24 protein-coding genes are annotated in these 20,180 nt (G+C 69.7%); 13 read left to right on the top strand and 11 right to left on the bottom strand.

Annotated elements, in window-relative coordinates:
- Window positions 1–14 precede the first annotated feature (14 nt).
- A complete protein-coding gene (locus JHN63_RS54380) occupies window positions 15–227 on the bottom strand; it encodes a hypothetical protein (protein WP_307782015.1) in 213 nt (70 codons plus the stop codon).
- Window positions 228–386: 159 nt separating this feature from the next.
- Here JHN63_RS54380 and JHN63_RS54385 point away from each other — a divergent pair, with 159 nt between their 5' ends.
- From JHN63_RS54385 to JHN63_RS30435, 7 genes are all read left to right on the top strand, one after another.
- Window positions 387–971 carry a histidine kinase gene (locus tag JHN63_RS54385; protein WP_307782016.1) on the top strand — a complete coding sequence of 195 codons (585 nt, stop codon included), beginning with the start codon at window positions 387–389 and terminating at the stop codon, window positions 969–971.
- A complete protein-coding gene (locus JHN63_RS30410; RefSeq protein WP_200686650.1) occupies window positions 968–1,642 on the top strand; it encodes a response regulator transcription factor in 675 nt (224 codons plus the stop codon). Before JHN63_RS54385 ends, JHN63_RS30410 begins: the two co-directional genes overlap by 4 nt.
- 70 nt (window positions 1,643–1,712) lie before the next feature.
- Window positions 1,713–2,093 carry a VOC family protein gene (locus JHN63_RS30415; RefSeq protein WP_200686652.1) on the top strand — a complete coding sequence of 127 codons (381 nt, stop codon included), beginning with the start codon at window positions 1,713–1,715 and terminating at the stop codon, window positions 2,091–2,093.
- Between the two features lie 322 nt (window positions 2,094–2,415).
- Complete coding sequence (locus JHN63_RS30420) at window positions 2,416–2,631, top strand: hypothetical protein (RefSeq protein ID WP_200686654.1); 216 nt, start codon at window positions 2,416–2,418, stop codon at window positions 2,629–2,631.
- A gap of 57 nt (window positions 2,632–2,688) precedes the next feature.
- Window positions 2,689–2,820, top strand: coding sequence for a recombination protein O N-terminal domain-containing protein (locus JHN63_RS53145; protein WP_234477957.1), 132 nt, complete (start codon window positions 2,689–2,691; stop codon window positions 2,818–2,820).
- Window positions 2,817–3,566 carry a DNA repair protein RecO gene (gene recO / locus JHN63_RS30430; RefSeq protein WP_200686656.1) on the top strand — a complete coding sequence of 250 codons (750 nt, stop codon included), beginning with the start codon at window positions 2,817–2,819 and terminating at the stop codon, window positions 3,564–3,566. The genes JHN63_RS53145 and recO overlap by 4 nt, the downstream gene beginning before the upstream one ends.
- A gap of 36 nt (window positions 3,567–3,602) precedes the next feature.
- The gene (locus tag JHN63_RS30435; protein ID WP_200686657.1) at window positions 3,603–4,445 is read left to right on the top strand and encodes an isoprenyl transferase; all 843 of its coding nucleotides are present in this window, start codon (window positions 3,603–3,605) and stop codon (window positions 4,443–4,445) included.
- A gap of 120 nt (window positions 4,446–4,565) precedes the next feature.
- Here the strand turns inward: JHN63_RS30435 and JHN63_RS30440 are convergent, their stop codons facing one another.
- From JHN63_RS30440 to JHN63_RS30455, 4 genes are read right to left on the bottom strand one after another with little or no spacing between them, the layout of a single operon-like run.
- Complete coding sequence (locus tag JHN63_RS30440; protein ID WP_200686659.1) at window positions 4,566–4,976, bottom strand: Fur family transcriptional regulator; 411 nt, start codon at window positions 4,974–4,976, stop codon at window positions 4,566–4,568.
- A gap of 59 nt (window positions 4,977–5,035) precedes the next feature.
- A complete protein-coding gene (locus JHN63_RS30445) occupies window positions 5,036–5,938 on the bottom strand; it encodes a metal ABC transporter permease (protein ID WP_200686661.1) in 903 nt (300 codons plus the stop codon).
- Window positions 5,938–6,699, bottom strand: a complete 762-nt coding sequence (locus tag JHN63_RS30450; protein WP_200686663.1) for a metal ABC transporter ATP-binding protein — start codon at window positions 6,697–6,699, stop codon at window positions 5,938–5,940. The genes JHN63_RS30445 and JHN63_RS30450 overlap by 1 nt, the downstream gene beginning before the upstream one ends.
- Before the next feature lie 17 nt (window positions 6,700–6,716).
- A complete protein-coding gene (locus tag JHN63_RS30455) occupies window positions 6,717–7,676 on the bottom strand; it encodes a metal ABC transporter substrate-binding protein (RefSeq protein ID WP_200686665.1) in 960 nt (319 codons plus the stop codon).
- A 131-nt stretch (window positions 7,677–7,807) separates the two neighbouring features.
- On the opposite strand from JHN63_RS30455, the gene JHN63_RS30460 reads away from it, so the two are divergent.
- Complete coding sequence (locus JHN63_RS30460) at window positions 7,808–9,190, top strand: glycine--tRNA ligase (RefSeq protein ID WP_200686667.1); 1,383 nt, start codon at window positions 7,808–7,810, stop codon at window positions 9,188–9,190.
- Window positions 9,191–9,437: 247 nt separating this feature from the next.
- On the opposite strand, the gene JHN63_RS30465 is transcribed toward JHN63_RS30460, so the two are convergent.
- Entirely contained in the window at window positions 9,438–10,484 is a 1,047-nt protein-coding gene (locus JHN63_RS30465; RefSeq protein WP_200686669.1) for a chitinase, read from the bottom strand.
- Between the two features lie 155 nt (window positions 10,485–10,639).
- Here JHN63_RS30465 and JHN63_RS30470 point away from each other — a divergent pair, with 155 nt between their 5' ends.
- From JHN63_RS30470 to JHN63_RS54020, 3 genes are read left to right on the top strand one after another with little or no spacing between them, the layout of a single operon-like run.
- The gene (locus JHN63_RS30470; RefSeq protein ID WP_200686671.1) at window positions 10,640–11,650 is read left to right on the top strand and encodes an aldo/keto reductase; all 1,011 of its coding nucleotides are present in this window, start codon (window positions 10,640–10,642) and stop codon (window positions 11,648–11,650) included.
- A 26-nt stretch (window positions 11,651–11,676) separates the two neighbouring features.
- Window positions 11,677–12,261 carry a TetR family transcriptional regulator gene (locus JHN63_RS30475; RefSeq protein WP_200686673.1) on the top strand — a complete coding sequence of 195 codons (585 nt, stop codon included), beginning with the start codon at window positions 11,677–11,679 and terminating at the stop codon, window positions 12,259–12,261.
- Window positions 12,262–12,283: 22 nt separating this feature from the next.
- Window positions 12,284–12,415 carry a hypothetical protein gene (locus tag JHN63_RS54020; protein ID WP_267953822.1) on the top strand — a complete coding sequence of 44 codons (132 nt, stop codon included), beginning with the start codon at window positions 12,284–12,286 and terminating at the stop codon, window positions 12,413–12,415.
- Window positions 12,416–12,438: 23 nt separating this feature from the next.
- Here the strand turns inward: JHN63_RS54020 and JHN63_RS30480 are convergent, their stop codons facing one another.
- The 3 genes from JHN63_RS30480 to JHN63_RS30490 form a co-directional block, all read right to left on the bottom strand.
- A complete protein-coding gene (locus JHN63_RS30480) occupies window positions 12,439–13,572 on the bottom strand; it encodes a serine hydrolase (protein ID WP_200686675.1) in 1,134 nt (377 codons plus the stop codon).
- A gap of 111 nt (window positions 13,573–13,683) precedes the next feature.
- Entirely contained in the window at window positions 13,684–13,890 is a 207-nt protein-coding gene (locus JHN63_RS30485) for a hypothetical protein (protein ID WP_200686677.1), read from the bottom strand.
- Between the two features lie 109 nt (window positions 13,891–13,999).
- On the bottom strand, window positions 14,000–15,427 hold the full coding sequence (locus JHN63_RS30490; RefSeq protein WP_200686679.1) for an MFS transporter: 1,428 nt from the start codon (window positions 15,425–15,427) through the stop codon (window positions 14,000–14,002).
- Window positions 15,428–15,528: 101 nt separating this feature from the next.
- On the opposite strand from JHN63_RS30490, the gene JHN63_RS30495 reads away from it, so the two are divergent.
- Window positions 15,529–16,416, top strand: a complete 888-nt coding sequence (locus JHN63_RS30495; protein WP_200686681.1) for a helix-turn-helix transcriptional regulator — start codon at window positions 15,529–15,531, stop codon at window positions 16,414–16,416.
- A 77-nt stretch (window positions 16,417–16,493) separates the two neighbouring features.
- Here JHN63_RS30495 and JHN63_RS30500 read toward each other — a convergent pair whose 3' ends face one another.
- Entirely contained in the window at window positions 16,494–17,939 is a 1,446-nt protein-coding gene (locus JHN63_RS30500) for an MFS transporter (protein ID WP_200686683.1), read from the bottom strand.
- A 108-nt stretch (window positions 17,940–18,047) separates the two neighbouring features.
- Here JHN63_RS30500 and dusB point away from each other — a divergent pair, with 108 nt between their 5' ends.
- A complete protein-coding gene (gene dusB / locus JHN63_RS30505; RefSeq protein ID WP_200686685.1) occupies window positions 18,048–19,214 on the top strand; it encodes a tRNA dihydrouridine synthase DusB in 1,167 nt (388 codons plus the stop codon).
- Window positions 19,215–19,232: 18 nt separating this feature from the next.
- Here dusB and JHN63_RS30510 read toward each other — a convergent pair.
- Window positions 19,233–20,180, bottom strand: a 948-nt coding sequence (locus tag JHN63_RS30510) for a sulfatase-like hydrolase/transferase (protein ID WP_200686687.1), incomplete at its 5' end; no start/stop codon positions are given.

Consider the following 20,180-nt stretch of genomic DNA (forward strand, 5'->3'; position numbering starts at 1 on the left):
GTTCGGGCCTTCTTTCATCTGCCCCACATGCCGACCGACCCCCTCCCGCCCATGCCCGGCGACTGGGTGGTCATCGTGTCGGGCAGTGTTCTCGCCCTGGCCGGATGCGTGGTGCTGCGCCGGCGCCCGCTGTCGGGGGTCGGGCTGCTGGTGGTGGGGACGTACGCCGTGACGCTGGGCCTGGACGCGTTGACGATCGGCCTCGTCCACTGTGCGGCGATCGACATTGCCGTGGGCTGGATCGCCGCCGGTCGCTCCCGCCGCCGGAGTCTCACCGCCCTCGCTCTGGCCGTCGCCGTGCTGCCCGGCTACGAACTCACCCGGGCCGGTCTCGGCCGCCCCCTCCGCCTGCCGTCACCGCCGAACGGCTGCGTATCGCACGGGAGATGCACGACACCGTGGCCCACAGCATCGGCATCATCGCCCTCCAGGCGGGCGCGGCCGCCCGGGTCACCACGACCCAGCCGGAGGCCGCGCGGCAGGCGATGCGGGCCGTGGAGGCCGAGGGGCGCGAGACGCTCGCCGGGCTGCGCCGCATGCTCGTCGCGCTGCGGGCCGCCGACGAGAGGTCCGTCCTGTCCGCCGGGCTCGGTGACCTCGACCGGCTCGCCGCGACGACCACGGCGGCCGGGGTCCGGGTCGAGGTGCGGCGGCGCGGTGAGCCGCGTCAACTCCCGCCCGACATCGACCTGTCGGCGTTCCGCATCGTCCAGGAGTCCGTCACCAACGTCGTACGGCACGCGGGGACGCGTGCGTGCCGGGTCACCCTCGACTACCGCGACGACGAACTCGCGGTGGAGGTGACCGACGACGGGCACGGGCGCGGGACGGCCACCGACACCGGGTTCGGGCTGGCGGGCATGCGGGAGCGAGTGGCGCTGCTGCACGGGGAGTTCGCGGCGGCGCCGCGTCCCGAGGGTGGTTTCCGGGTCGCGGTCCGGCTTCCGGTACCGGCGGCGGTCGTTCGATGAGCGGGTCCGTCCGGGTGCTCCTCGCCGACGACCAGCAACTCATCCGTACGGCACTGCGGATGGTGATGGCCGACCTCGACGACATGGAGGTCGTCGGGGAGGCGGGCACCGGGGCCGAGGCGGTACGGCTGACGGCCCAACTCGCCCCGGACGTCGTGGTGATGGACCTCCGCATGCCGGGGATGGACGGCATCGAGGCCACGCGGGCGATCGCGGAGAGTTCGTCGGCGGGTGCGGTGCCGGCGCGGGTTCTCGTCCTCACGACCTTCGACGACGACGATCACGTCTACGGCGCGTTGCGCGCGGGCGCGTCCGGCTTCCTGGTCAAGGACATGGCCCTGGACGACATCATCGGCGCGGTACGGGTGGTAGCCGCCGGGGACGCCCTGATCGCCCCGAGCGTGACCCGGCGCCTGATCCGTGACTTCGCGTCGTCCCGCCCCGAACCGGCCCGGATCCCACGGGAGTTGACGCGCATCACGGAGCGGGAACGCGAAGTGCTGACGCTGGTCGGCTCAGGGCTGTCCAACACGGAGATCGCGGCCGAGCTGTGCATCAGCGTGGCCACGGCGAAGACCTATCTGACCCGCCTCTTCACCAAGCTGGACGCGCGGGACCGGGTCCAGTTGGTGATCCTGGCCTATGAGGCGGGGCTGGTCTCGGTGGGGTAGGAAAACAGTTCGCCCGCGCCCACCTCCTCCGGTACGTTCGCCAGGTTCTTTTCACAGCTAGGAGGCTGTTGTGGCGTGTCGTATCGGTGAGCTCGTGCTCGGTTGTCGGGACCCCCAGGCGCTGGCGCGGTTCTGGTGCGAGGTTCTCGGCTTCGTCCTGCTGGAGAGCGAGGAGGGCGAGTGGGCGGAGATCGGGACGCCCGAGGGGTTCGGCGGTCCGCATCCGACGCTCTTCTTCAGCCGCCGGGACGAGCCGGAACCGGGCAAGTCCCGGCTGCACATCGACGTCAACCCCACCGACCGCGATCAGGCCGCCGAGCTCGAACGCCTGCTGAAGCTCGGCGCGCGTTTCGCCGACATCGGTCAGACCGGGGAAGAACAGTGGCACGTCCTCGCCGACCCCGAAGGCAATGAGTTCTGTTTGCTCAAGGCCCGTATCAATCCGCTCTGATCTCCGTGCCGCCGCTCTCTCCGACGTTTTCCGAATGGCCTGTTCGAACTGGCCGATAAACGTCCCGCCACCGTCCCGGCTCGACTTCGCCGACCTTCCGAGCCGTCTGCCGTGAACCGTTGGCCATGGCCAACCCCCCTGGTCCGCACCCCACTTGTGGTCGACAGACTCCTGCCGAGTGTAGGGGTGCGGGGGCTCCCTCGAGTTAAGAAGCGTGAAACTCGAAAAGGGAGGGGAGCCAGGTGTGGGCACACTGCTCGGAGGCGAAGGACACCTTGATGGAATTGCGGATTCGGGTGCGAGGAGAGCGATGGAGCCGCCGATGAAACCGCCGGTCGGATCGGTCGCCATGGACACCGGTACGGGGAGAGTCGGCATCGTCATGGGGCATGAGGGGCCTTATGTTCAACTGCGCCCGTACGGCGGCGGACGGGAGTGGGACGTCGAGCCGGCCGCCGTGCGGGACGCGACCCCGGCCGAGCGGCTGAGCGCGGCGACCGCGTACGCGAACGCCCGCAGCCGCGGCGAGGTGCCTTGAGGAAGCGGTGCCCCGGAACGGCGTAGGGCCACCGGGCCGTAGGGGACAATGGGCCCCATGAGTCTGTTCCGCGACGACGGCATCGTGCTGCGCACCCAGAAGCCGGGTGAGGCGGACCGGATCATGCCGCGGTCTCCCGGGGGGCGGCCCCCGTACCCCCGGCAGGAAACCCGCGGGGGTGCCGGATGAGTCTCTTCCGGGACGACGGCGTTGTCCTGCGGACCCAGAAGCTCGGTGAGGCGGACCGGATCATCACCCTGCTCACCCGGGGGCACGGGCGGGTGCGGGCGGTGGCGCGCGGGGTGCGGCGGACCAAGTCGAAGTTCGGCGCCCGGCTGGAACCCTTCTCGCATGTGGACGTGCAGTTCTTCGCGCGGGGCAGCGAACTCGTCGGGCGCGGGCTGCCGTTGTGCACACAGAGCGAGACCATCGCTCCGTACGGTGGCGGGATCGTCGCCGACTACGCGCGGTACACCGCCGGTACGGCCATGCTGGAGACCGCCGAGCGCTTCACCGACCACGAGGGCGAGCCCGCCGTACAGCAGTATCTGCTGCTCGTGGGCGGGCTGCGGACGCTGGCCGGCGGGGAGCACGCGCCGCATCTGATTCTCGACGCGTTCCTGCTGCGGTCGCTCGCCGTCAACGGGTACGCCCCGAGCTTCGGGGACTGTGCGAAGTGCGGGATGGCCGGGCCCAACCGGTTCTTCTCGGTGGCGTCGGGCGGGGTCGTCTGCGGCGACTGCCGGGTGGCCGGGAGCGTCGTACCCTCACCGCAGGCCCTGGATCTGCTCGGTGCGCTGCTCACGGGAGACTGGGAGACGGCGGACGCGTGCGAGGCGCGGCATGTGCGGGAGGGCAGCGGGCTGGTCTCCGCCTATCTGCACTGGCATCTGGAACGCGGGCTCCGCTCGCTGCGGTACGTAGAGAAGTCGTAAGCACCGAGGTTCAGAGAACAGAGGAACGAGAACGTCATGGTCGTACGCGGGATTCTGGGGCGCCAGCGGCGCGAGTACAAGACGCCGGAGCCGCACCCCTCCGGGGCCCGTGCGCCGAAGCTGCCCGGTGAGCTGATCCCGAAGCACGTCGCGATCGTCATGGACGGCAACGGGCGATGGGCGAAGGAGCGCGGGCTGCCGCGCACCGAGGGCCACAAGGTCGGCGCCGAGCGGGTGTTGGACGTGTTGCAGGGCGGCGTCGAGATGGGCGTCGGCGCGATCTCGCTGTACGCCTTCTCCACCGAGAACTGGAAGCGGTCGCCCGACGAGGTGCGCTTCCTCATGAACTTCAACCGCGACTTCATCCGCAAGACCCGCGACACCCTCGACGAACTCGGCATCCGGGTGCGGTGGGTGGGCCGGATGCCCAAGCTGTGGCGGTCGGTGGCCAAGGAGTTGCAGGTCGCGCAGGAGCAGACCAAGGACAACGACGCGCTCACCCTGTACTTCTGCATGAACTACGGCGGACGGGCCGAAATCGCCGACGCGGCAAAGGCGTTGGCCGAGGATGTACAGGCGGGCCGCCTCGACCCGGCCAAGGTCGACGAGAAGACCTTCGCCAAGTACATGTACTACCCGGACATGCCCGAGGTCGACCTCTTCCTCCGCCCCAGCGGGGAGCAGCGCACCTCCAACTACCTGATCTGGCAGAGCGCCTACGCCGAGATGGTCTTCCAGGACGTCCTGTGGCCGGACTTCGACCGCCGCGACCTCTGGCGAGCGTGCGTCGAATTCGCCCAGCGGGACCGTCGGTTCGGCGGCGCGGTCCCCAACGAGAAGCTCCTGGAGATGGAGAAGGAGATGCGCGGTACCGAGTAACGGGCGGTCACCTTCAGCCCGTCCGGCGTTTGAGGACGAGGCCCTTTCGGGGCCGAAGCGGGGGTCTGGGGGTGGCAGCCCCCAGAGACGCCCACGCCGACGAACCCGCACAACAACCGGTCAACCCGCGGCGCACTCCGCACACGTGCCGAAGATCTCCACCGTGTGCGCCACGTTCACATACCCGTGCTCCGCCGCGATCGCCTCCGCCCACTTCTCGACGGCCGGCCCCTCCACCTCCACCGCCTTGCCGCAGACTCGGCAGACGAGGTGGTGGTGATGGTCGCCGGTGGAGCAGCGGCGGTAGACCGACTCGCCTTCCGACGTGCGCAGGACGTCGACCTCGCCGGCGTCGGCGAGGGACTGGAGGGTGCGGTAGACCGTGGTCAGTCCGACCGAGTCGCCCTTGTGCTTGAGCATGTCGTGGAGTTCCTGGGCGCTGCGGAACTCGTCCACCTCGTTGAGCGCCGCCGACACGGCGGCACGCTGGCGGGTGGATCGTCCCTTTACGGGCGGGCCGGCCGTCGTCACCGTTGTCTCCTCACGTCTGCACTTTGCCGAGCCATTGTGCCAGCCCGGGCTGTGCGTGGTCAGACGCCGACCTCGTCGGCGGCCCCCCGTGTGGCTGGAATCGCGCACTCCACCGGGTCCCCGGCGGGTCGCGCGGCGGCCGCGGCCCGGGCCCGGCGCCTCGCCAGCGGGGCCGCCAGCGCAGTCAGCACGATGAACGCGGCGATCGTCAGGAGCACGATCGTCGCGCCGGGCGGGACGTCCTGGTAGTACGAGGTCACGGTGCCGCTGACCGTCACGGTCACGCCGATCACGCCCGCGATCGCCAGGGTCGCCCCGAAACTGCGGGTGAGCTGCTGGGCTGCGGCGACCGGCACCACCATCAGCGCGGAGACCAGGATCAGGCCGACGACCCGCATCGCGACGGTGACCGTGACGGCCGCGGTGACCGCCGTGAGCAGGTTCAGGGCGCGCACGGGCAGGCCGGTGACCCGCGCGAACTCCTCGTCGTGGTTGACGGCGAAGAGCTGCCGTCGTAGCCCCAGGGTGACCACGATCACGAACGCGGCCAGGATGCCGATCGCCGTGACGTCGGACTGCGAGACCGTGGAGAGCGAGCCGAAGAGGTACGAGCTCAGGTTGGCGTTCGAGCCGCCGGGCGCGAGGTTCACGAACATCACGCCGCCCGCCATCCCGCCGTAGAAGAGCATCGCGAGGGCGATGTCGCCGCGGGTCTTGCCGTACCAGCGGATCAGTTCCATGAGGACCGAGCCGAGGGCGGAGACGGCGGTGGCCATCCATACGGGGGAGGCGTTCAGCAGGAAGCCGAGGCCGACGCCGGTCATCGCGACGTGGCCGATGCCGTCGCCCATGAGGGGCTGGCGGCGCTGGACGAGGTAGATGCCGATCGCGGGGGCGGTGATGCCGACGAGGACGGCGGCGATGAGCGCCCGCTGCATGAAGGCGTAGTCGAGGAGGTCCATCAGCTCAGCAGTCCTGTGTGAAGCGGCTGGTGCGGGTGTACGTGGTCGTGGCCGGGCAGCGCGTGCTGGCCCAGCGCGCGGGGCGGCGGGCCGTCGTGCTGGACGCAGCCGTCGCGCAGGACGACGGCCCGGTCGATCAGGGGCTCCAGCGCGCCGAGTTCGTGCAGGACGAGCAACACCGTCGCGCCTTCGGCGACTTGGCGGGTCAGGGTGTCCGCCAGGACCGCCTGGCTGGCCAGGTCCACGCCCGCCATCGGCTCGTCCATGATGAGGAGTTCGGGTTCGGCGGCCAACGCGCGGGCGATCAGCACGCGTTGGTGCTGGCCGCCGGAGAGCGCGTTGACCGAGTCCTTGGCGCGGTCCGCCATGCCGACCAGTTCCAGGGCGTGTCGTACGGCGTCGTGGTCCGCCTTGCGCAGCAGGCCGAAGCGGGCGCGGGAGAGGCGGCCGGAGGCGACGATCTCGGTGACGGTGGCGGGCACCCCGCCCGCGGCCGTCGTGCGCTGCGGTACGTAGCCCACGCGCCGCCAGTCCTTGAAGGCGCGGCGCGGGGTGCCGAACAGCTCGATCTCCCCTGCGGACAACGGGACTTGGCCGATGATCGTGCGGATCGCGGTCGACTTGCCGGAGCCGTTGGCGCCGAGCAGCGCGACGACCTCACCGCGCCGCACGGTGAGGTCGATGCCGCGCAGGACGGGGCGCGAACCCAGCTCGGCGCGGACACCGCGCAGCGATATGACGGGTTCGGGCAATGCGCCCATGTCGTCCTCCGTAACGGTCATTTGGCGCCCAGCGCGGTCTGCAAGGCCTTGAGGTTGGCCTGCTGGACCGAGAAGTAGTCCTTGCCGCGGGACTTGGCGGTGATGCCCTCGATGGGGTCGAGGACGTCGGTCTTGAGGTTCGCGTCGGCGGCGATGGTCTTCGCGGTCTTGTCGCTGACGAGCGTCTCGTAGAACACGGTGGTGACGCCGTCGGCCTTGGCCATCTTCTCAAGGTCCTTCACACGCTCGGCACTGGGCTCCGACTCGGGGTCGAGGCCGTTGATGGCCTCCTCGGTGAGGCCGTAGCGCTCGGCGAGGTAGCCGAAGGCGGCGTGCGTGGTGATGAACACCTTGGTCTTCGTGTTCGCGAGGCCGGTCTTGAACTCGGTGTCGAGCGCGCCCAGTTTCTTGACCAGGACGGCGGTGTTGGTCCTGTAGTCGGCCGCGTTCTTCGGGTCGGCCTTCTCGAAGGCCTTGCCGACGCCCTCGGCGACCTGGGCGTAGCGCACCGGGTCGAGCCAGATGTGCGGGTCGAGGCCGGCCAGCTCGTCGTTCTCGGAGGTGTCGTGCGAGGCCGCGTGCCCGCCGACCTCGTTGCCGTGCTTCTCCAGCGTGGTCAGGGAGGCCGCGTCGATCTTCGTCTTGAGCTCGGACTGGCTCACCGCGTCGTCGACGGCCGGCTGGAGGTTCTTGAGGTAGAGCACCGCGTCGGACTCCTGGAGCGCGGCGGTCTGCCGCGCGCTGATCTCCAGGTCGTGCGGCTCCTGGCCGGGCTTGGTCAGGCTGGTCACATGGACGTGGTCGCCGCCGATCTGCTCGGCGAGGTACTGCAGCGGGTAGAACGCCGCGACGACGTCGAACTTGTCCGTGTTGGCCGCGGCTGCCGTGTCGGTCGAGCAGGCGGAGAGGGTCCCGAGACCGAGGGCGGTCGTGGCCGCGACGGCTATCGCGGATATGTGGCGTCGTCGTACGTTCATGACAGTCATTTTCAACTGACATGGAAACCGTTGTCAACAAGCTGCGGGTAGAGAACCGATTTGATACGGGGGCGGGAGGCGCCGGTAACCTGAGGCATTCGCTGCCGTCCATTCGTCATGAAGAGAGCACCGTGGCCGCCGACAAGATCGACACCATCGTCAGCCTGAGCAAGCGCCGTGGCTTCGTATTCCCCAGTAGTGAGATCTACGGCGGCCAGCGCGCCGCTTGGGACTACGGGCCACTGGGTGTCGAGCTCAAGGAGAACCTGAAGCGCCAGTGGTGGCGCTACATGGTGACGTCGCGCGAGGACGTGGTCGGTATCGACTCGTCCGTGATCCTGGCCCCCGAGGTGTGGGTCGCCTCCGGCCATGTCGCCACTTTCTCGGACCCGTTGACCGAGTGCACCGCGTGTCACAAGCGGTTCCGCGCGGACCACCTGGAGGAGGCGTACGAGGCCAAGCACGGCCGCGCCCCCGAGAAGGGCCTCGCCGACATCAACTGCCCCAACTGCGGCAACAAGGGCCAGTTCACCGAGCCCAAGGAGTTCTCCGGCCTGCTCTCCACCCACCTGGGTCCGACGCAGGACACCGGCTCCGTCGCCTATCTGCGCCCCGAGACCGCCCAGGGCATCTTCACCAACTTCGCCCAGGTGCAGACCACTTCGCGCCGCAAGCCGCCGTTCGGCATCGCGCAGATGGGCAAGTCCTTCCGCAACGAGATCACGCCCGGCAACTTCATCTTCCGGACCCGCGAGTTCGAGCAGATGGAGATGGAGTTCTTCGTCAAGCCGGGCGAGGACGAGAAGTGGCAGGAGTACTGGATGGAGCAGCGCTGGAACTGGTACACCGGCCTGGGCCTGCGCGAGGAGAACATGCGGTGGTACGACCACCCCAAGGAGAAGCTCTCCCACTACTCCAAGCGCACCGCTGACATCGAGTACCGCTTCCAGTTCGGCGGCAACGAGTGGGGCGAGCTGGAAGGTGTCGCCAACCGCACCGACTTCGACCTGAACGCCCACTCCAAGGCCTCCGGCCAGGACCTCTCCTTCTTCGACCAGGAGGCCCAGGAGCGCTGGACGCCGTACGTCATCGAGCCCGCCGCGGGTGTCGGCCGCGCGATGCTGGCGTTCCTGCTCGACGCGTATGTCGAGGACGAAGCGCCCAACGCCAAGGGCAAGTTGGAGAAGCGGACGGTGCTGCGGCTGGACCACCGGCTCGCCCCGGTGAAGGTGGCGGTGCTTCCGCTGTCCCGCAACCCCGAGCTGTCCCCGAAGGCCAAGGGCCTCGCGGCGGCGCTTCGTCAGAACTGGAACATCGAGTTCGACGACGCGGGTGCGATCGGCCGTCGTTACCGTCGTCAGGACGAGATCGGTACGCCGTACTGCGTGACGGTCGACTTCGACACGCTTGAGGACAACGCGGTGACGGTGCGCGAGCGGGACTCCATGAAGCAGGAGCGGGTGTCTCTCGACCAGATCGAGGGTTACCTCGCGGGGCGTCTCGTCGGCGCGTAGGTCTGTTGGGGGCGCCCTTCCGGGGGCTCCGCCCCCAGACCCCCATCGGCCCTGAAGGGGCCTCGTCCTCAAACGCCGGACGGGCTGAGTGTGTGGGCCTGTGGTTGAAGGGCGCCGGACGGGCTGAATGTGTGGGCCTGTGGTTGAAGGGCGCCGGACGGGCTGAATGTGTGGGCCTGTGCTTGAAAGGCGCCGGACGGGCTGAAGTTGCCCGTCCGGCGCCTTTCTCAGTGCCCGCCCATGGTGCTCAACGGCCTTGCAGGGCCTTGACGTTGTCGCCGAACGTCCAGTTCTTCGAGCCGTCCCAGTTGAGCGACCAGGTCATCAGGCCCTTGAGGGACGTGCCGTAGTGGCGCCAGGCCTGGGAGACGAGGGACGGGGTCATGTAACCGCCGCCCGCGCCCGACTGGGCGGGCAGGCCCGGGACCTGCTTGTCGTACGGGACCTTGATCGTCGTACCCTGCACGACCAGGCCCTTGTTGAGGCAGTCGGTCTGGGCGGTGAAGCCCGCGACGGTGCCCGCGGAGTACGAGTCGCCGGAGCAGCCGTACATGCTGCCGTTGTAGTACTGCATGTTGAGCCACCACAGGCGGCCGTTGTCCGCGTACTTCTTCACGATCGGGAGGTACGCGCCCCAGATCGAGCCGTACGTGATGCTGCCGCCGGTGACGTACGCGGTCTCCGGGGCCATCGTCAGGCCGAAGCTGGCCGGCATCTGGGCCAGGACGCCGTCGATGATGCGGATCAAGTTGGCCTGGGACGTGGAGAGTTGGGTGATGTTTCCGCTGCCCACCAGGCCCGTCTCGATGTCTATGTCGATGCCGTCGAAGTTGTACTTCTTCAGGATCGGCACGATCGTCGCCACGAACTTGTTCGCCACGGTGGTCGAGCTGAGGTCGATGCCCGCGGCCGCGCCGCCGATCGACATCAGGATCGTCTGGCCGGAGGCCTTCGCCGCGCACATCTCCGCGGGCGTGGCCACCTTCACGCCCGCGTCCATGCCGTCCTCCCACAGCGCGGTGCCGTCGGAGCGGATGACGGGGAACGCCGCGTTGATCACGTTGTAACCGTGCGCGGCGATCGCGGAGTTGGTGATCGGGGTCCAGCCGAAGGGCGGGTGGACGCCGTTGGCGGAGCCGTCCCAGTTCTCCCAGTAGCCCTGGAGGACCTTGCCGGCCGGGCGGGACTTGACGGCGCAGGTGTCGGCGGCGGAAGCGGCCCCGGCGACGGGGAGTTGGGCGAGGCCGGCCGTCGTCAGGGCGGCGGCGAGCAGGCACAGGGCACGGCGGAGCATACGGGCCTCCCGGTGGGGGTGCGGTGAGGTGTCGTAGGCATGACATTGCGCGTGGTCCAGACCTTTCGTCAAGAGGTCTGTACCACGCGATCACGCTGACAAGTATGGAATGACAGATATTGAAATCTGTCAGCTGTCATGCCAAGATGGCGGACATGACGATTCCCACACGCACTCTCGGCACCACCGGTCCCCAGGTCGCCGCCCTCGGCCTCGGCTGCATGGGCATGTCCGCGCTGTACGGCGAAGCGGACCGGGGCGAGTCCATCGCCACCATCCACGCCGCCCTCGAAGCGGGCGTGACGCTCCTCGACACCGGCGACTTCTACGCCATGGGCCACAACGAGATGCTGATCGGCGAGGCCCTGCGCGCCGCCCCCGCCGCCCGCCGCGAACAGGCGCTCACCAGCGTGAAGTTCGGGGCGCTGCGCGGCCCGGACGGCGGCTGGAGCGGCTACGACGGCCGGCCCGCCGCGGTGAAGAACTTCGCCGCGTACTCGCTGCAACGCCTCGGCGTCGACCACATCGACGTGTACCGGATCGCCCGGGTCGACCCCGACGTACCGATCGAGGAGACGGTCGGCGCGATCGCCGAACTGGTCGAGCAGGGCTACGTCCGGCACATCGGCCTCAGCGAGGTGGGCGCCGACACGATCCGCCGGGCCGCCGCGACCGCGCCGATCGCGGATGTGCAGCTGGAGTACGCGCTGATCACCCGCGGTATCGAGGACCGCATCCTGCCGACCACCCGTGAGCTGGGCATCTCCGTCACCGCGTACGGCGTGCTGTCCCGGGGGCTGATCTCCGGGCACTTCGCCGCCGACCGGCAGCTCGGCGCGAGCGACTACCGGGCGTACTCGCCGCGCTTCCAGGGCGACAACCTCCAGCACAACCTCGGCCTGGTCGAGCAGTTGCGGAAGCTCGCCGAGCAGAAGGGCGTCTCCGTCGCGCAGCTCGCCATCGCCTGGGTGCTGTCGCGGGGCGAGGACATCGTGCCGCTGATCGGCGCGCGGACCCGGGAGCGGCTGACGGAGTCGCTGGGCGCGCTGGACGTCGTACTGGACGCGGCGGACCTGGCCGCGATCGAGGCGGCCGTACCGGCGGACTCGGCGCTCGGTGAGCGCTACCCCGCCGAGGCGATGGCGCACCTCGACAGCGAGCACTGATCCCGTCTGCGGGTACGGTCTTCGTCATGGCAGCGAGCGAGACCCTGACCGCCGAGCGCATCCTCGAAGCGACCGAGGAGGTGCTGCGCCGCCACGGCCCGGCGAAAGCCACCGTGGTGGACGTGGCCCGCGCGCTCGGCGTCAGCCATGGCACCGTCTACCGGCACTTCCGTACGAAGGCGGCGCTGCGGGAGGCGGTCACCCAGCGCTGGCTGGACCGTACGTCGCAGACGCTGTCCCGCTTCGTGACGGAGGACCGCGATCCGCAGGCCCGGGTGCGGGACTGGCTGGAGGGGCTGTTCGAGGCCAAGCGGAAGAAGGCGGTCGGCGATCCCGAGCTGTTCGCCACGTACTCGGTGCTCGCGGAGGAAGCGGGCGAGGTGGTCAACGCGCACATCGACGAGCTGACCGACCAGCTCGCCGCGATCCTCCGGGCGGGCGTCGACAGCGGTGCCTTCACGGTCCCGGACCCGGCCGTCGCCGCCCGCGCGGTGTTCCAGGCCACCGGCCGCTTCCACGATCCGGCGTACGCGCGGGAGTGGCGGAAGCCGGGCGTGGAGGGGGAGTTCGGGGCGCTGGTGGACCTGTTGCTGCGAGGGCTGCGGGGCTGAGCGTGGGCCCCGGCCGGGTCACGTGACCTTGACGGTCACGGTCGGGGAGCAGGTCGTACCGGCCGCGATCCGCAGGTGTTCGTGGCCCGTGGTGGTGAGCTTCGCGGTGAGCGAGCAGCTGCTGCCGTACGAGTGCCGGGTCCGCGGAGTGTGAGGTTCACGGGGACTCCTCGCGCTTCAGCGCCCCGTCGTGGACCGCCAGAAGTCCCGCATCACCCGGGTCGCCGCCGGGCTCGTCATGCCCGCCTGGGTCAGGAGGATCGTGATGGTGCCGGTGAGCGGGACGATGTGGGCCGTGGTGCCGGTGCCGCCGACCCAGCCGTAGCGGCCGGGGACGTTCCACGGGTCGACGGGGGTGACGTCGACCTGGCCGCCGTAGCCCCAGCCCTGGCCCTCCAGGAAGAGGGTCGCGGACTCGCGCTGGGCGGCCGTGAGGTGGTTCGTGGTCATGCGGCTCACCGAGGTGGGCGTGAGGAGTCCCTGGCCGCCGGCCAGCAGCATGCGGGCGAAGGCCAGCCAGTCGTCCGCCGTGGAGACCAGGCCGCCGCCGCCCGAGGGGAAGCGCGGCAGCCGGCTGTAGTCGCCGTCCGGGGTGTCCGTCAGGCGCAGGGTGCCGTCCTCGGCCGGGGCGTAGCACGAGGTGAAGCGGTGCCGCTTCGAGGCCGGGACCTCGAACGCGGTGTCCCGCATGCCCAGCGGCTCGAAGATCCGCTCTTCCAGGAAGTCGGGCAGCGAGCGGCCCGACACCCGGGCCGCCAGGATGCCCTGGAGGGCGGACGAGGTGCCGTACAGCCAGGCCTCGCCCGGCTGGTGCAGCATCGGCACCCGGGCCAGCTGGGCCAGCCAGGTGTCCGGGTCCGGCCAGTCCCCGAAGGGGCGGCTGTGGTCCTGCACCGCGAACAGCGCCCCCGCCGCGGGCAGCGTGAAGTCGCTGGGGAGTCCCCACCCGGCGCGGAAACTGAGCAGGTCCTCCACGGTGACCGGGCGCTCGGCCGGCACGACGTCGTCGACGGGACTCGCGGGCGTGCGGACCACCATCGGCCTCGCCAGCTCCGGGAGCCACTCGGCCACCGGGTCGTCGAGCCCGATCCGGCCCTCGTCCACCAGCGTCAGCAGCGCCGCCGCCATGATCGGCTTGGTGATCGACGCGATACGGAAGATCGAGTCCCGGGTCATCGGGGCCGTGCCCTCGACGTCCGTCGAGCCGACGGCCACCACCTCGACGTCGGCGCCCCGGGCCACCAGACCCACGGCGCCCGGGAGCGTCCCGTCCTTGACCTGTCGGATCAGGGTCTCGCGCAGTTCGCTCATCGGTGGGCCTTCCGGTGCCGGTCGCGGTCGTGGACGCAGGCGTAGCAGTGCCTACGAGAGATACGACCCGGGCGGCGCCGGAAACTCATCGGCGACCCGCGCGCCCGCCGCCTACGCCGCCGACGGATCCACCGTCGCCTGGTGCTCCTCGGCCAGATGTTCCTCCGCCTTCAGCCACGGCAGGAACTGCGCGCTCTTCTTCCAGCCGCACGTGTCACAACTGATCGTGCGCTTCGCGCCGGTGCGCAGCACCCGGACGACGTGCTCGCGTCCGTGCTGGTCCCAGCGACTCACCTTGCTCTTGTTGATCTCCAGCATGATGTCTCGCCTCCGGCAAGGAGTGTGCAGCAAGACCAACATCAACGGGGCTCAATTCACGGCGAGTTGTCCAAGCTGTGAACATGACATCCCGGGTGCCGTCCGTATGTCACCCGATCGTGCGCGGCAGCCGCAGGCTGAGCAGCCCGGTCAGCACGACCCCCGCCAGCTGTACGAGCAGGGTGATCGCCAGCGCGTCCCGCATGCCCATGCCCGGGACCAGCGACAGGAAGAGGGTGCCGAGCGTGGCGACTCCGAGCGCCAGCGCGGACTGCTGGGTGGTGACCATCACGCCCGCGCCCACACCGGCACGGGCCGGCGGCACCTCGGACAGGATGATCCGGAAGATGATGGGCAGTTGGAGCGCCTGCCCGGCACCGGCGACGGCCGCGCCCGGGAGCAGTTCGACAAAGCCGAGATGCGGCCAGGAGCGCCACACGGCCAGCACGATCAGGCCCAGGCCCACCGCCTGGACGACCGAACCGGCCGTCACGATCCGCGTGCCGTACCGGGTCACCAGACGCGGCCCGGCGAGCGAGGCCAGGAAGAAGGTCACCGCCAGCGGGACCAGCGCGAGGCCCGCCGCGATCGGGCCGAGACCGGCGCCGCTCTGCAACGCCACCGCGATCACGAACATGAACCCGCTGAAGCCCATCCCGAACGGCAGGATCATCACCAGCCCGCGCCTGAGCGAGGTCAGCGCCAGCAGACTCGGCGGCACCAGCGGCGTACGGCCCTGCCGGTCCGCCCTGCGCTCCACCGCGTAGAACGCCGACGCGATCCCCGGGAACGCGGCCAGCGACAGCCAGGTCCACAGCGGCCAGCCCGCCGCCCGGCCCTCGGTCAGCGGCACCAGCAGCGCCAGCAGGGACGCGGCGAGCAGGAAGGTGCCGGGCACGTCCACCGGTTCGGGGTGCTGCGAACGCGTCTCCGGTACGACCTTGGCGGCCAGGAACAGTCCGATGACGACGACCGGCACGTTCACCAGGAACACCGCGCGCCAGCCGGTACCGGCTATGTCGGCGGCGACCAGGACCCCGCCGAGGATCTGCCCGGCCACCATGGCGAGGCCCGCGGTCGCGCCGTACAGGCCCATCGCCTTGGCGCGGCGCGGGCCCTGGGTCGCGGACTGGATGGTGGCCAACACCTGCGGGAGCATCGCCGCGGACGCCGCGCCCTGCGCGATCCGCGCGGCGACCAGCGTCCAGGCGGTGGGCGCGAGCCCGCACGCCAGCGAGGTCACGCCGAAGGCGGCCATCCCGCCCAGGAACAGCCGACGGCGCCCGAACAGGTCACCGAGCCGGCCGCCGAGGACGAGCAGCACGGCGTACGAGACCCCGTAGCCGGCGACGACGAGTTCGAGGACGGCCTCGCTCGCCGAGAGGTCCTTGCCGATGGTCGGCAGGGCCACGTTCACGATGAAGAAGTCGATGAGGGGCAGCGCCGCGGCCAGCAGCACCGTGAACAGTCCGAGGCCGCTGAGCACGGGTGCCGCCGCCGGGGACTTGGCGGTGCGGGAAGCGATGGTTTCGGTCACGCGGACCAGCGTGCGCCTCTCCGCAGACTGGTACCAGAGTCTCCTTATCCTGGTAGAACGACTACCTGGAAACAGGGTCCGCGCGGCGGCAGACTGGAGACATGACGACCATGGCACAGGAGACGGCGACAGAGACAGCGGTGGCCCCGCAGACCGAGTCGACGGTGCGACGCCATGAACTCGCCGCGTTCCTGCGCCACCGCCGTGAGCACATCACCCCCGAGCAGGTCGGCCTGCCGCGCGGCACCCGGCGCCGTACGCCCGGCCTGCGCCGCGAGGAGATCGCGCAGCTCGCCGCGGTCGGGGTCACCTGGTACACGTGGCTCGAACAGGCCCGGGACATCCAGGTCTCCGTCCAGGTCCTCGACGCGCTGGCCCGCACCCTGCTGCTCGACCCGAGCGAGCGCGCCCACCTCTTCAGGCTGGCCGACGCCGCCGACCCGCGGCCGGCGACGGAATGCCCGGTCGTCACGCCGGCCCTGCGGGAGATGCTGGACCAGCTGGACCCGATCCCGGCCTGTCTGCAGAACGCGCGGTACGACATCCTCGCCTACAACCGCACCTACGGGATGCTGCTCTGCGACATGGACGCGGTGCCGCCCGAGGACCGCAACTGCATGGTCCTCTCCTACACGCACGACGAGTGGCGGTCGTCGATCGTGCACCTGGAGAAGACCCAGCGGCTCATGGCCGCCCGCTTCCGGGGCTCCATGGCGGGCCACCTCGCCGACCCGACCTGGAAGACCCTGCTCACACGGCTGCGCACGTCCCCCGAGTTCTGCGACGTCTGGGACCGCCATGAGGTCGTGGGCGCCACCCCCCGCCGCAAGGAGTTCCGCAACACCCAGGTGGGCCGCATCACCGTCGACCACACCGACCTGTGGCTGGGCCCGTCGACGGGCCCGAGGATGGTGACGTACGCCCCGGCGGACGAGGAGACGAGGGAGAAGCTGGAGCGCCTGTACGCCATAGCGCAGGCGAGGTCTTAGGGGCGCGGGGCTGTGTCTGATGTGCGGCTACCGCCGCGTGGGCGCAACCCAGCCCCAGCGCACCCGCAGCCGCTCAACTAGGCGTTGATCCCTGCCGCTTCACGCACTTCGAACGACTGCAACTGCTCAGCCGTACGCTCAGCGGTCCTGCGCGCCCAAACCCCGCTGGTGACAACACCGAGCACCAGCACAGCCAACCCGCACACCACCAAGATCCACCACCCCGGCCGAGCAGCAGACACGAACGTCGACTTGTACGACGACGCCGACACCCCGGAAGCCAACACCGCCCCCACCACGGCAACCCCCAGCGTCTGCCCCAACTGCCGACTGGTGGAAGCAACGGCCGCCGCAACCCCCGCCTGGGCACGCGGCATCCCGGACACCGCCGTATTCGTGATCGGCGCGTTCACGAACCCGAACCCGATCCCGAACAGCAAGTACCCGATGAACCGCGTGACGTTGGACGTCTCCGCCTCGAACCCGGCGAACAGCACCGCACTCACGGTCATCGCGGACCCGGCGATCAGAAGGGGTATGCGCGGCCCCCGGCTACCGACGAGCCGCCCGGATATCGGCGCGCAGAGAAACGTGGGCACAGCCATCGGCAGCATCCACAGCCCGGCGTGCAGCGCGTCCAGCCCGACCACGTTCTGCAGATACAGCGTGGACAGGAACAGGAAGCCCCCCAGCGCCGAGAACGCGCTGATGGCGATCACCGTCGCCCCACTGAACGGCGCCGAACGGAAGAAGCGCAGGTCGATGAGGGGTTCGTCGCGCCGCGGCTCGTACCAGAGGAGCCCGGCGAGGGCGGCCAGCGCGAGGATCGCGAAGGGCAGGATCGAGGTGAACCCGGAGGAGGGCGCCTCGATGATCGCGTACGTCAGGGAGCCGAACAGGGCGATCACCATGAGCTGGCCGACCGGGTCCGCACGGCGGGCCTTGGGCGCGCGGGACTCGGGGATGAACTTCAGCGTGAGCAGCAGCGCGGCCACGCCCACCGGCAGGTTGATCCAGAAGATCGAGCGCCAGCCGACGGAGTCCACGAGCAGCCCGCCGATCAGCGGTCCCGCGGCCATCGATATGCCGACGACCGCACCCCACACCCCGATCGCCCGGGCCCGCTCGCGCGGCTCGGTGAAGGTGTTGGTGATGATCGACATGGCGACCGGGTTGAGCATCGAACCACCGACCGCCTGGATCATGCGGAACCAGATCAGCGCGTCCAGATCGGGCGCGACGGAGCAGAGCAGCGAGCCCAGGCTGAAGACCACCAGGCCGACGATGAAGACCCGCTTGCGGCCGATGCGGTCCGCCGTGGAGCCGGCCAGCATCAGCAGGGAGGCCAGGACCAGGGTGTACGCGTCGATCGTCCACTGGAGGCCGGAGGTCGAGGCGTGCAGATCGGTCTGCATCGCGGGCAGCGCGACGTTCAGGATGGTCACGTCCAGGCTCACGATCAGCAGACTCATGCAGCAGATCGCGAGTACCAGCATGCGGCGGCGTTGGCTGAGCTCGGGCATGCGAAACATCGTACGCGAAACTCGATAGTGCGTCTAACTAATGACTGGTGCACGATCTTCGGACCCGGGCGGGCGCGGGCACCGGAAGGTGTGCGGGACAATGGAGCAATGTCCACGCCCGCGTCCCTGTCCGTGTCCCCGGCCGTGTCGCCTTTGCGGATCGGCCCGCACACCGTCTCGCCGCCCGTCGTCCTGGCCCCCATGGCCGGGATCACCAACGCGCCCTTCCGCACCCTGTGCAGGGAGTTCAGCGGCGGTAAGGGCCTGTTCGTCAGCGAGATGATCACGACCCGGGCGCTGGTCGAGCGCAACGAGAAGACCATGCAGCTGATCCACTTCGACGCGACCGAGAAGCCGCGTTCGGTCCAGCTGTACGGCGTGGACCCGGCGACCGTCGGCAAGGCCGTCCGCATGATCGCGGAGGAGGGGCTCGCCGACCACATCGACCTCAACTTCGGCTGCCCGGTGCCGAAGGTCACCCGCAAGGGCGGCGGCTCCGCGCTGCCGTACAAGCGGAACCTGCTGCGGGCGATCCTGAAGGAGGCCGTCAGCGGGGCCGGGGACCTGCCGGTCACGATGAAGATGCGCAAGGGCATCGACGACGACCACATCACCTTCCTCGACGCCGGCCGGATCGCCGTCGAGGAGGGCGTCACGTCCATCGCGCTGCACGGCCGCACCGCCGCCCAGCACTACGGCGGCACCGCGGACTGGGACGCGATCGCCCGGCTGAAGGAGCATGTGCCGGAGATCCCCGTGCTCGGCAACGGCGACATCTGGTCGGCGCAGGACGCGCTGCGGATGGTGCGCGAGACCGGGTGCGACGGGGTCGTGGTCGGGCGTGGGTGCCTGGGTCGGCCGTGGCTGTTCGCCGACCTCGTGGCCGCGTTCGAGGGGCGTGAACAGGACGTCCTGGAGCCGTCGTTGCGCGAGGTCGCGGATGTCATGGTGCGGCACGCGACGCTGTTGGGGGAGTGGATCGGGGACGAGGCGCGGGGCGTCATCGACTTCCGTAAGCACGTCGCCTGGTACCTGAAGGGCTTCGCGGTCGGCAGCGAGATGCGCAAGCGGCTCGCCATCACCTCGTCGCTCGCCGAACTCCGGTCCGGGCTGGACGAGTTGGACCTCGACCAGCCCTGGCCCGCGGGCGCCGACGGGCCCCGCGGCCGTACGTCCGGCAACAACAGGGTGGTGCTGCCGGACGGTTGGCTGAAGGACCCGTACGACTGCGCGGGGATCAGCGAGGACGCGGAACTGGACACGTCCGGAGGCTGAACTTCCTACAGCTGAGCCTCAGTTCTTCTTCGGGTGGGGCGTCGAGCCGTAGGCCGTCAGGAACTTGTCGCGGAAGTCGCTCATCTTCCACACCGGAGCGTTGTGCGCGGGGCGCAGGCCGTCGCTCCAGTTCCAACTGTCGATCTTCTCAAGGACCTTGGGGTCCTTGGCGACGATCGAGATCGGGACGTCACGGCTGGCGTGGTTGCCGCTGACGCGGGCGATCGGCTGGTGGTCGCCGAGGAAGACGAGCACGGTGTTGTCGTTGCCGTAGCGCTCCAGCCACTGGGTGAGGGAGTTCACCGAGTACTGGATCGACTTGCCGTACTCCTGGCGGGACTTGGTGCTGTTGGCGATGACGTCGGACGCCTTGTTGCCGTCCTTCTGGATCGCGTCGAAGATCGAACCGTCGCCCAACTGGTCCCAGGGGACGAGCTTCGGGATCGGGGCCCAGGGCTGGTGGCTGGAGGTCAGGATCAGCAGGGACATCAGCGACTTGCCGTCGGTGCGCGGCTTGCTGTGCACCTGCTTCTGGAACTGCTCAAGCGCGTACTGGTCGGGCATCGTCGACCAGCTGAACTTCGGTCCCTGGTAGCCGAGTTGGAAGGCGTTGTAGACCTTGTCGAGGCCGTAGAAGCTCTGCTCGGGCCAGCCCTTCTGGATGCCCGGCATCACGCCGACGGTGTCGAAGGCGCCGGTCTTCTTGAAGGCGTCGGTCAGGCTGAGGTGGTCGCTGGCCATCACCGTGCGGTAGCGCTGCTGGTTGCTGACCCACAGGCCCGACATGGTGGTGGAGTGGCCGAGCCAGCTGCTGCCGCCGTAGGTCGCGGAGGTCAGCCAACCGCTCTTCGCGGCGAAGCCGGCCTTCGACAGGGCCTTGGTGTCGGCGGCGAGGGTGGCGTCGACGCCGGGCGCCATGATCGGGTCCTCGATCGCGCTACGGCCGTAGCTCTCGATGAAGGTGAA

The organism is Streptomyces sp. MBT65 (assembly GCF_016612545.1).
Lineage (GTDB): Bacteria > Actinomycetota > Actinomycetes > Streptomycetales > Streptomycetaceae > Streptomyces.

Excerpts from the sequence above, each read along its gene's own strand:
- JHN63_RS30450 (WP_200686663.1), bottom strand. The coding sequence starts at position 6,699 with ATGGGCGCATTGCCCGAACCCGTCATATCGCTGCGCGGTGTCCGCGCC.
- JHN63_RS30495 (WP_200686681.1), top strand. The coding sequence starts at position 15,529 with ATGACGACCATGGCACAGGAGACGGCGACAGAGACAGCGGTGGCCCCG.
- recO (WP_200686656.1), top strand. The coding sequence starts at position 2,817 with ATGAGTCTCTTCCGGGACGACGGCGTTGTCCTGCGGACCCAGAAGCTC.
- JHN63_RS53145 (WP_234477957.1), top strand. The coding sequence starts at position 2,689 with ATGAGTCTGTTCCGCGACGACGGCATCGTGCTGCGCACCCAGAAGCCG.
- JHN63_RS30475 (WP_200686673.1), top strand. The coding sequence starts at position 11,677 with ATGGCAGCGAGCGAGACCCTGACCGCCGAGCGCATCCTCGAAGCGACC.
- JHN63_RS30485 (WP_200686677.1), bottom strand. The coding sequence starts at position 13,890 with ATGCTGGAGATCAACAAGAGCAAGGTGAGTCGCTGGGACCAGCACGGA.
- JHN63_RS30500 (WP_200686683.1), bottom strand. The coding sequence starts at position 17,939 with ATGCCCGAGCTCAGCCAACGCCGCCGCATGCTGGTACTCGCGATCTGC.
- JHN63_RS30480 (WP_200686675.1), bottom strand. The coding sequence starts at position 13,572 with ATGAGCGAACTGCGCGAGACCCTGATCCGACAGGTCAAGGACGGGACG.
- JHN63_RS30470 (WP_200686671.1), top strand. The coding sequence starts at position 10,640 with ATGACGATTCCCACACGCACTCTCGGCACCACCGGTCCCCAGGTCGCC.
- JHN63_RS30445 (WP_200686661.1), bottom strand. The coding sequence starts at position 5,938 with ATGGACCTCCTCGACTACGCCTTCATGCAGCGGGCGCTCATCGCCGCC.
- JHN63_RS30455 (WP_200686665.1), bottom strand. The coding sequence starts at position 7,676 with ATGAACGTACGACGACGCCACATATCCGCGATAGCCGTCGCGGCCACG.
- JHN63_RS30465 (WP_200686669.1), bottom strand. The coding sequence starts at position 10,484 with ATGCTCCGCCGTGCCCTGTGCCTGCTCGCCGCCGCCCTGACGACGGCC.
- dusB (WP_200686685.1), top strand. The coding sequence starts at position 18,048 with ATGTCCACGCCCGCGTCCCTGTCCGTGTCCCCGGCCGTGTCGCCTTTG.
- JHN63_RS54385 (WP_307782016.1), top strand. The coding sequence starts at position 387 with ATGCACGACACCGTGGCCCACAGCATCGGCATCATCGCCCTCCAGGCG.
- JHN63_RS54380 (WP_307782015.1), bottom strand. The coding sequence starts at position 227 with ATGTCGATCGCCGCACAGTGGACGAGGCCGATCGTCAACGCGTCCAGG.
- JHN63_RS30410 (WP_200686650.1), top strand. The coding sequence starts at position 968 with ATGAGCGGGTCCGTCCGGGTGCTCCTCGCCGACGACCAGCAACTCATC.
- JHN63_RS30435 (WP_200686657.1), top strand. The coding sequence starts at position 3,603 with ATGGTCGTACGCGGGATTCTGGGGCGCCAGCGGCGCGAGTACAAGACG.
- JHN63_RS30420 (WP_200686654.1), top strand. The coding sequence starts at position 2,416 with ATGAAACCGCCGGTCGGATCGGTCGCCATGGACACCGGTACGGGGAGA.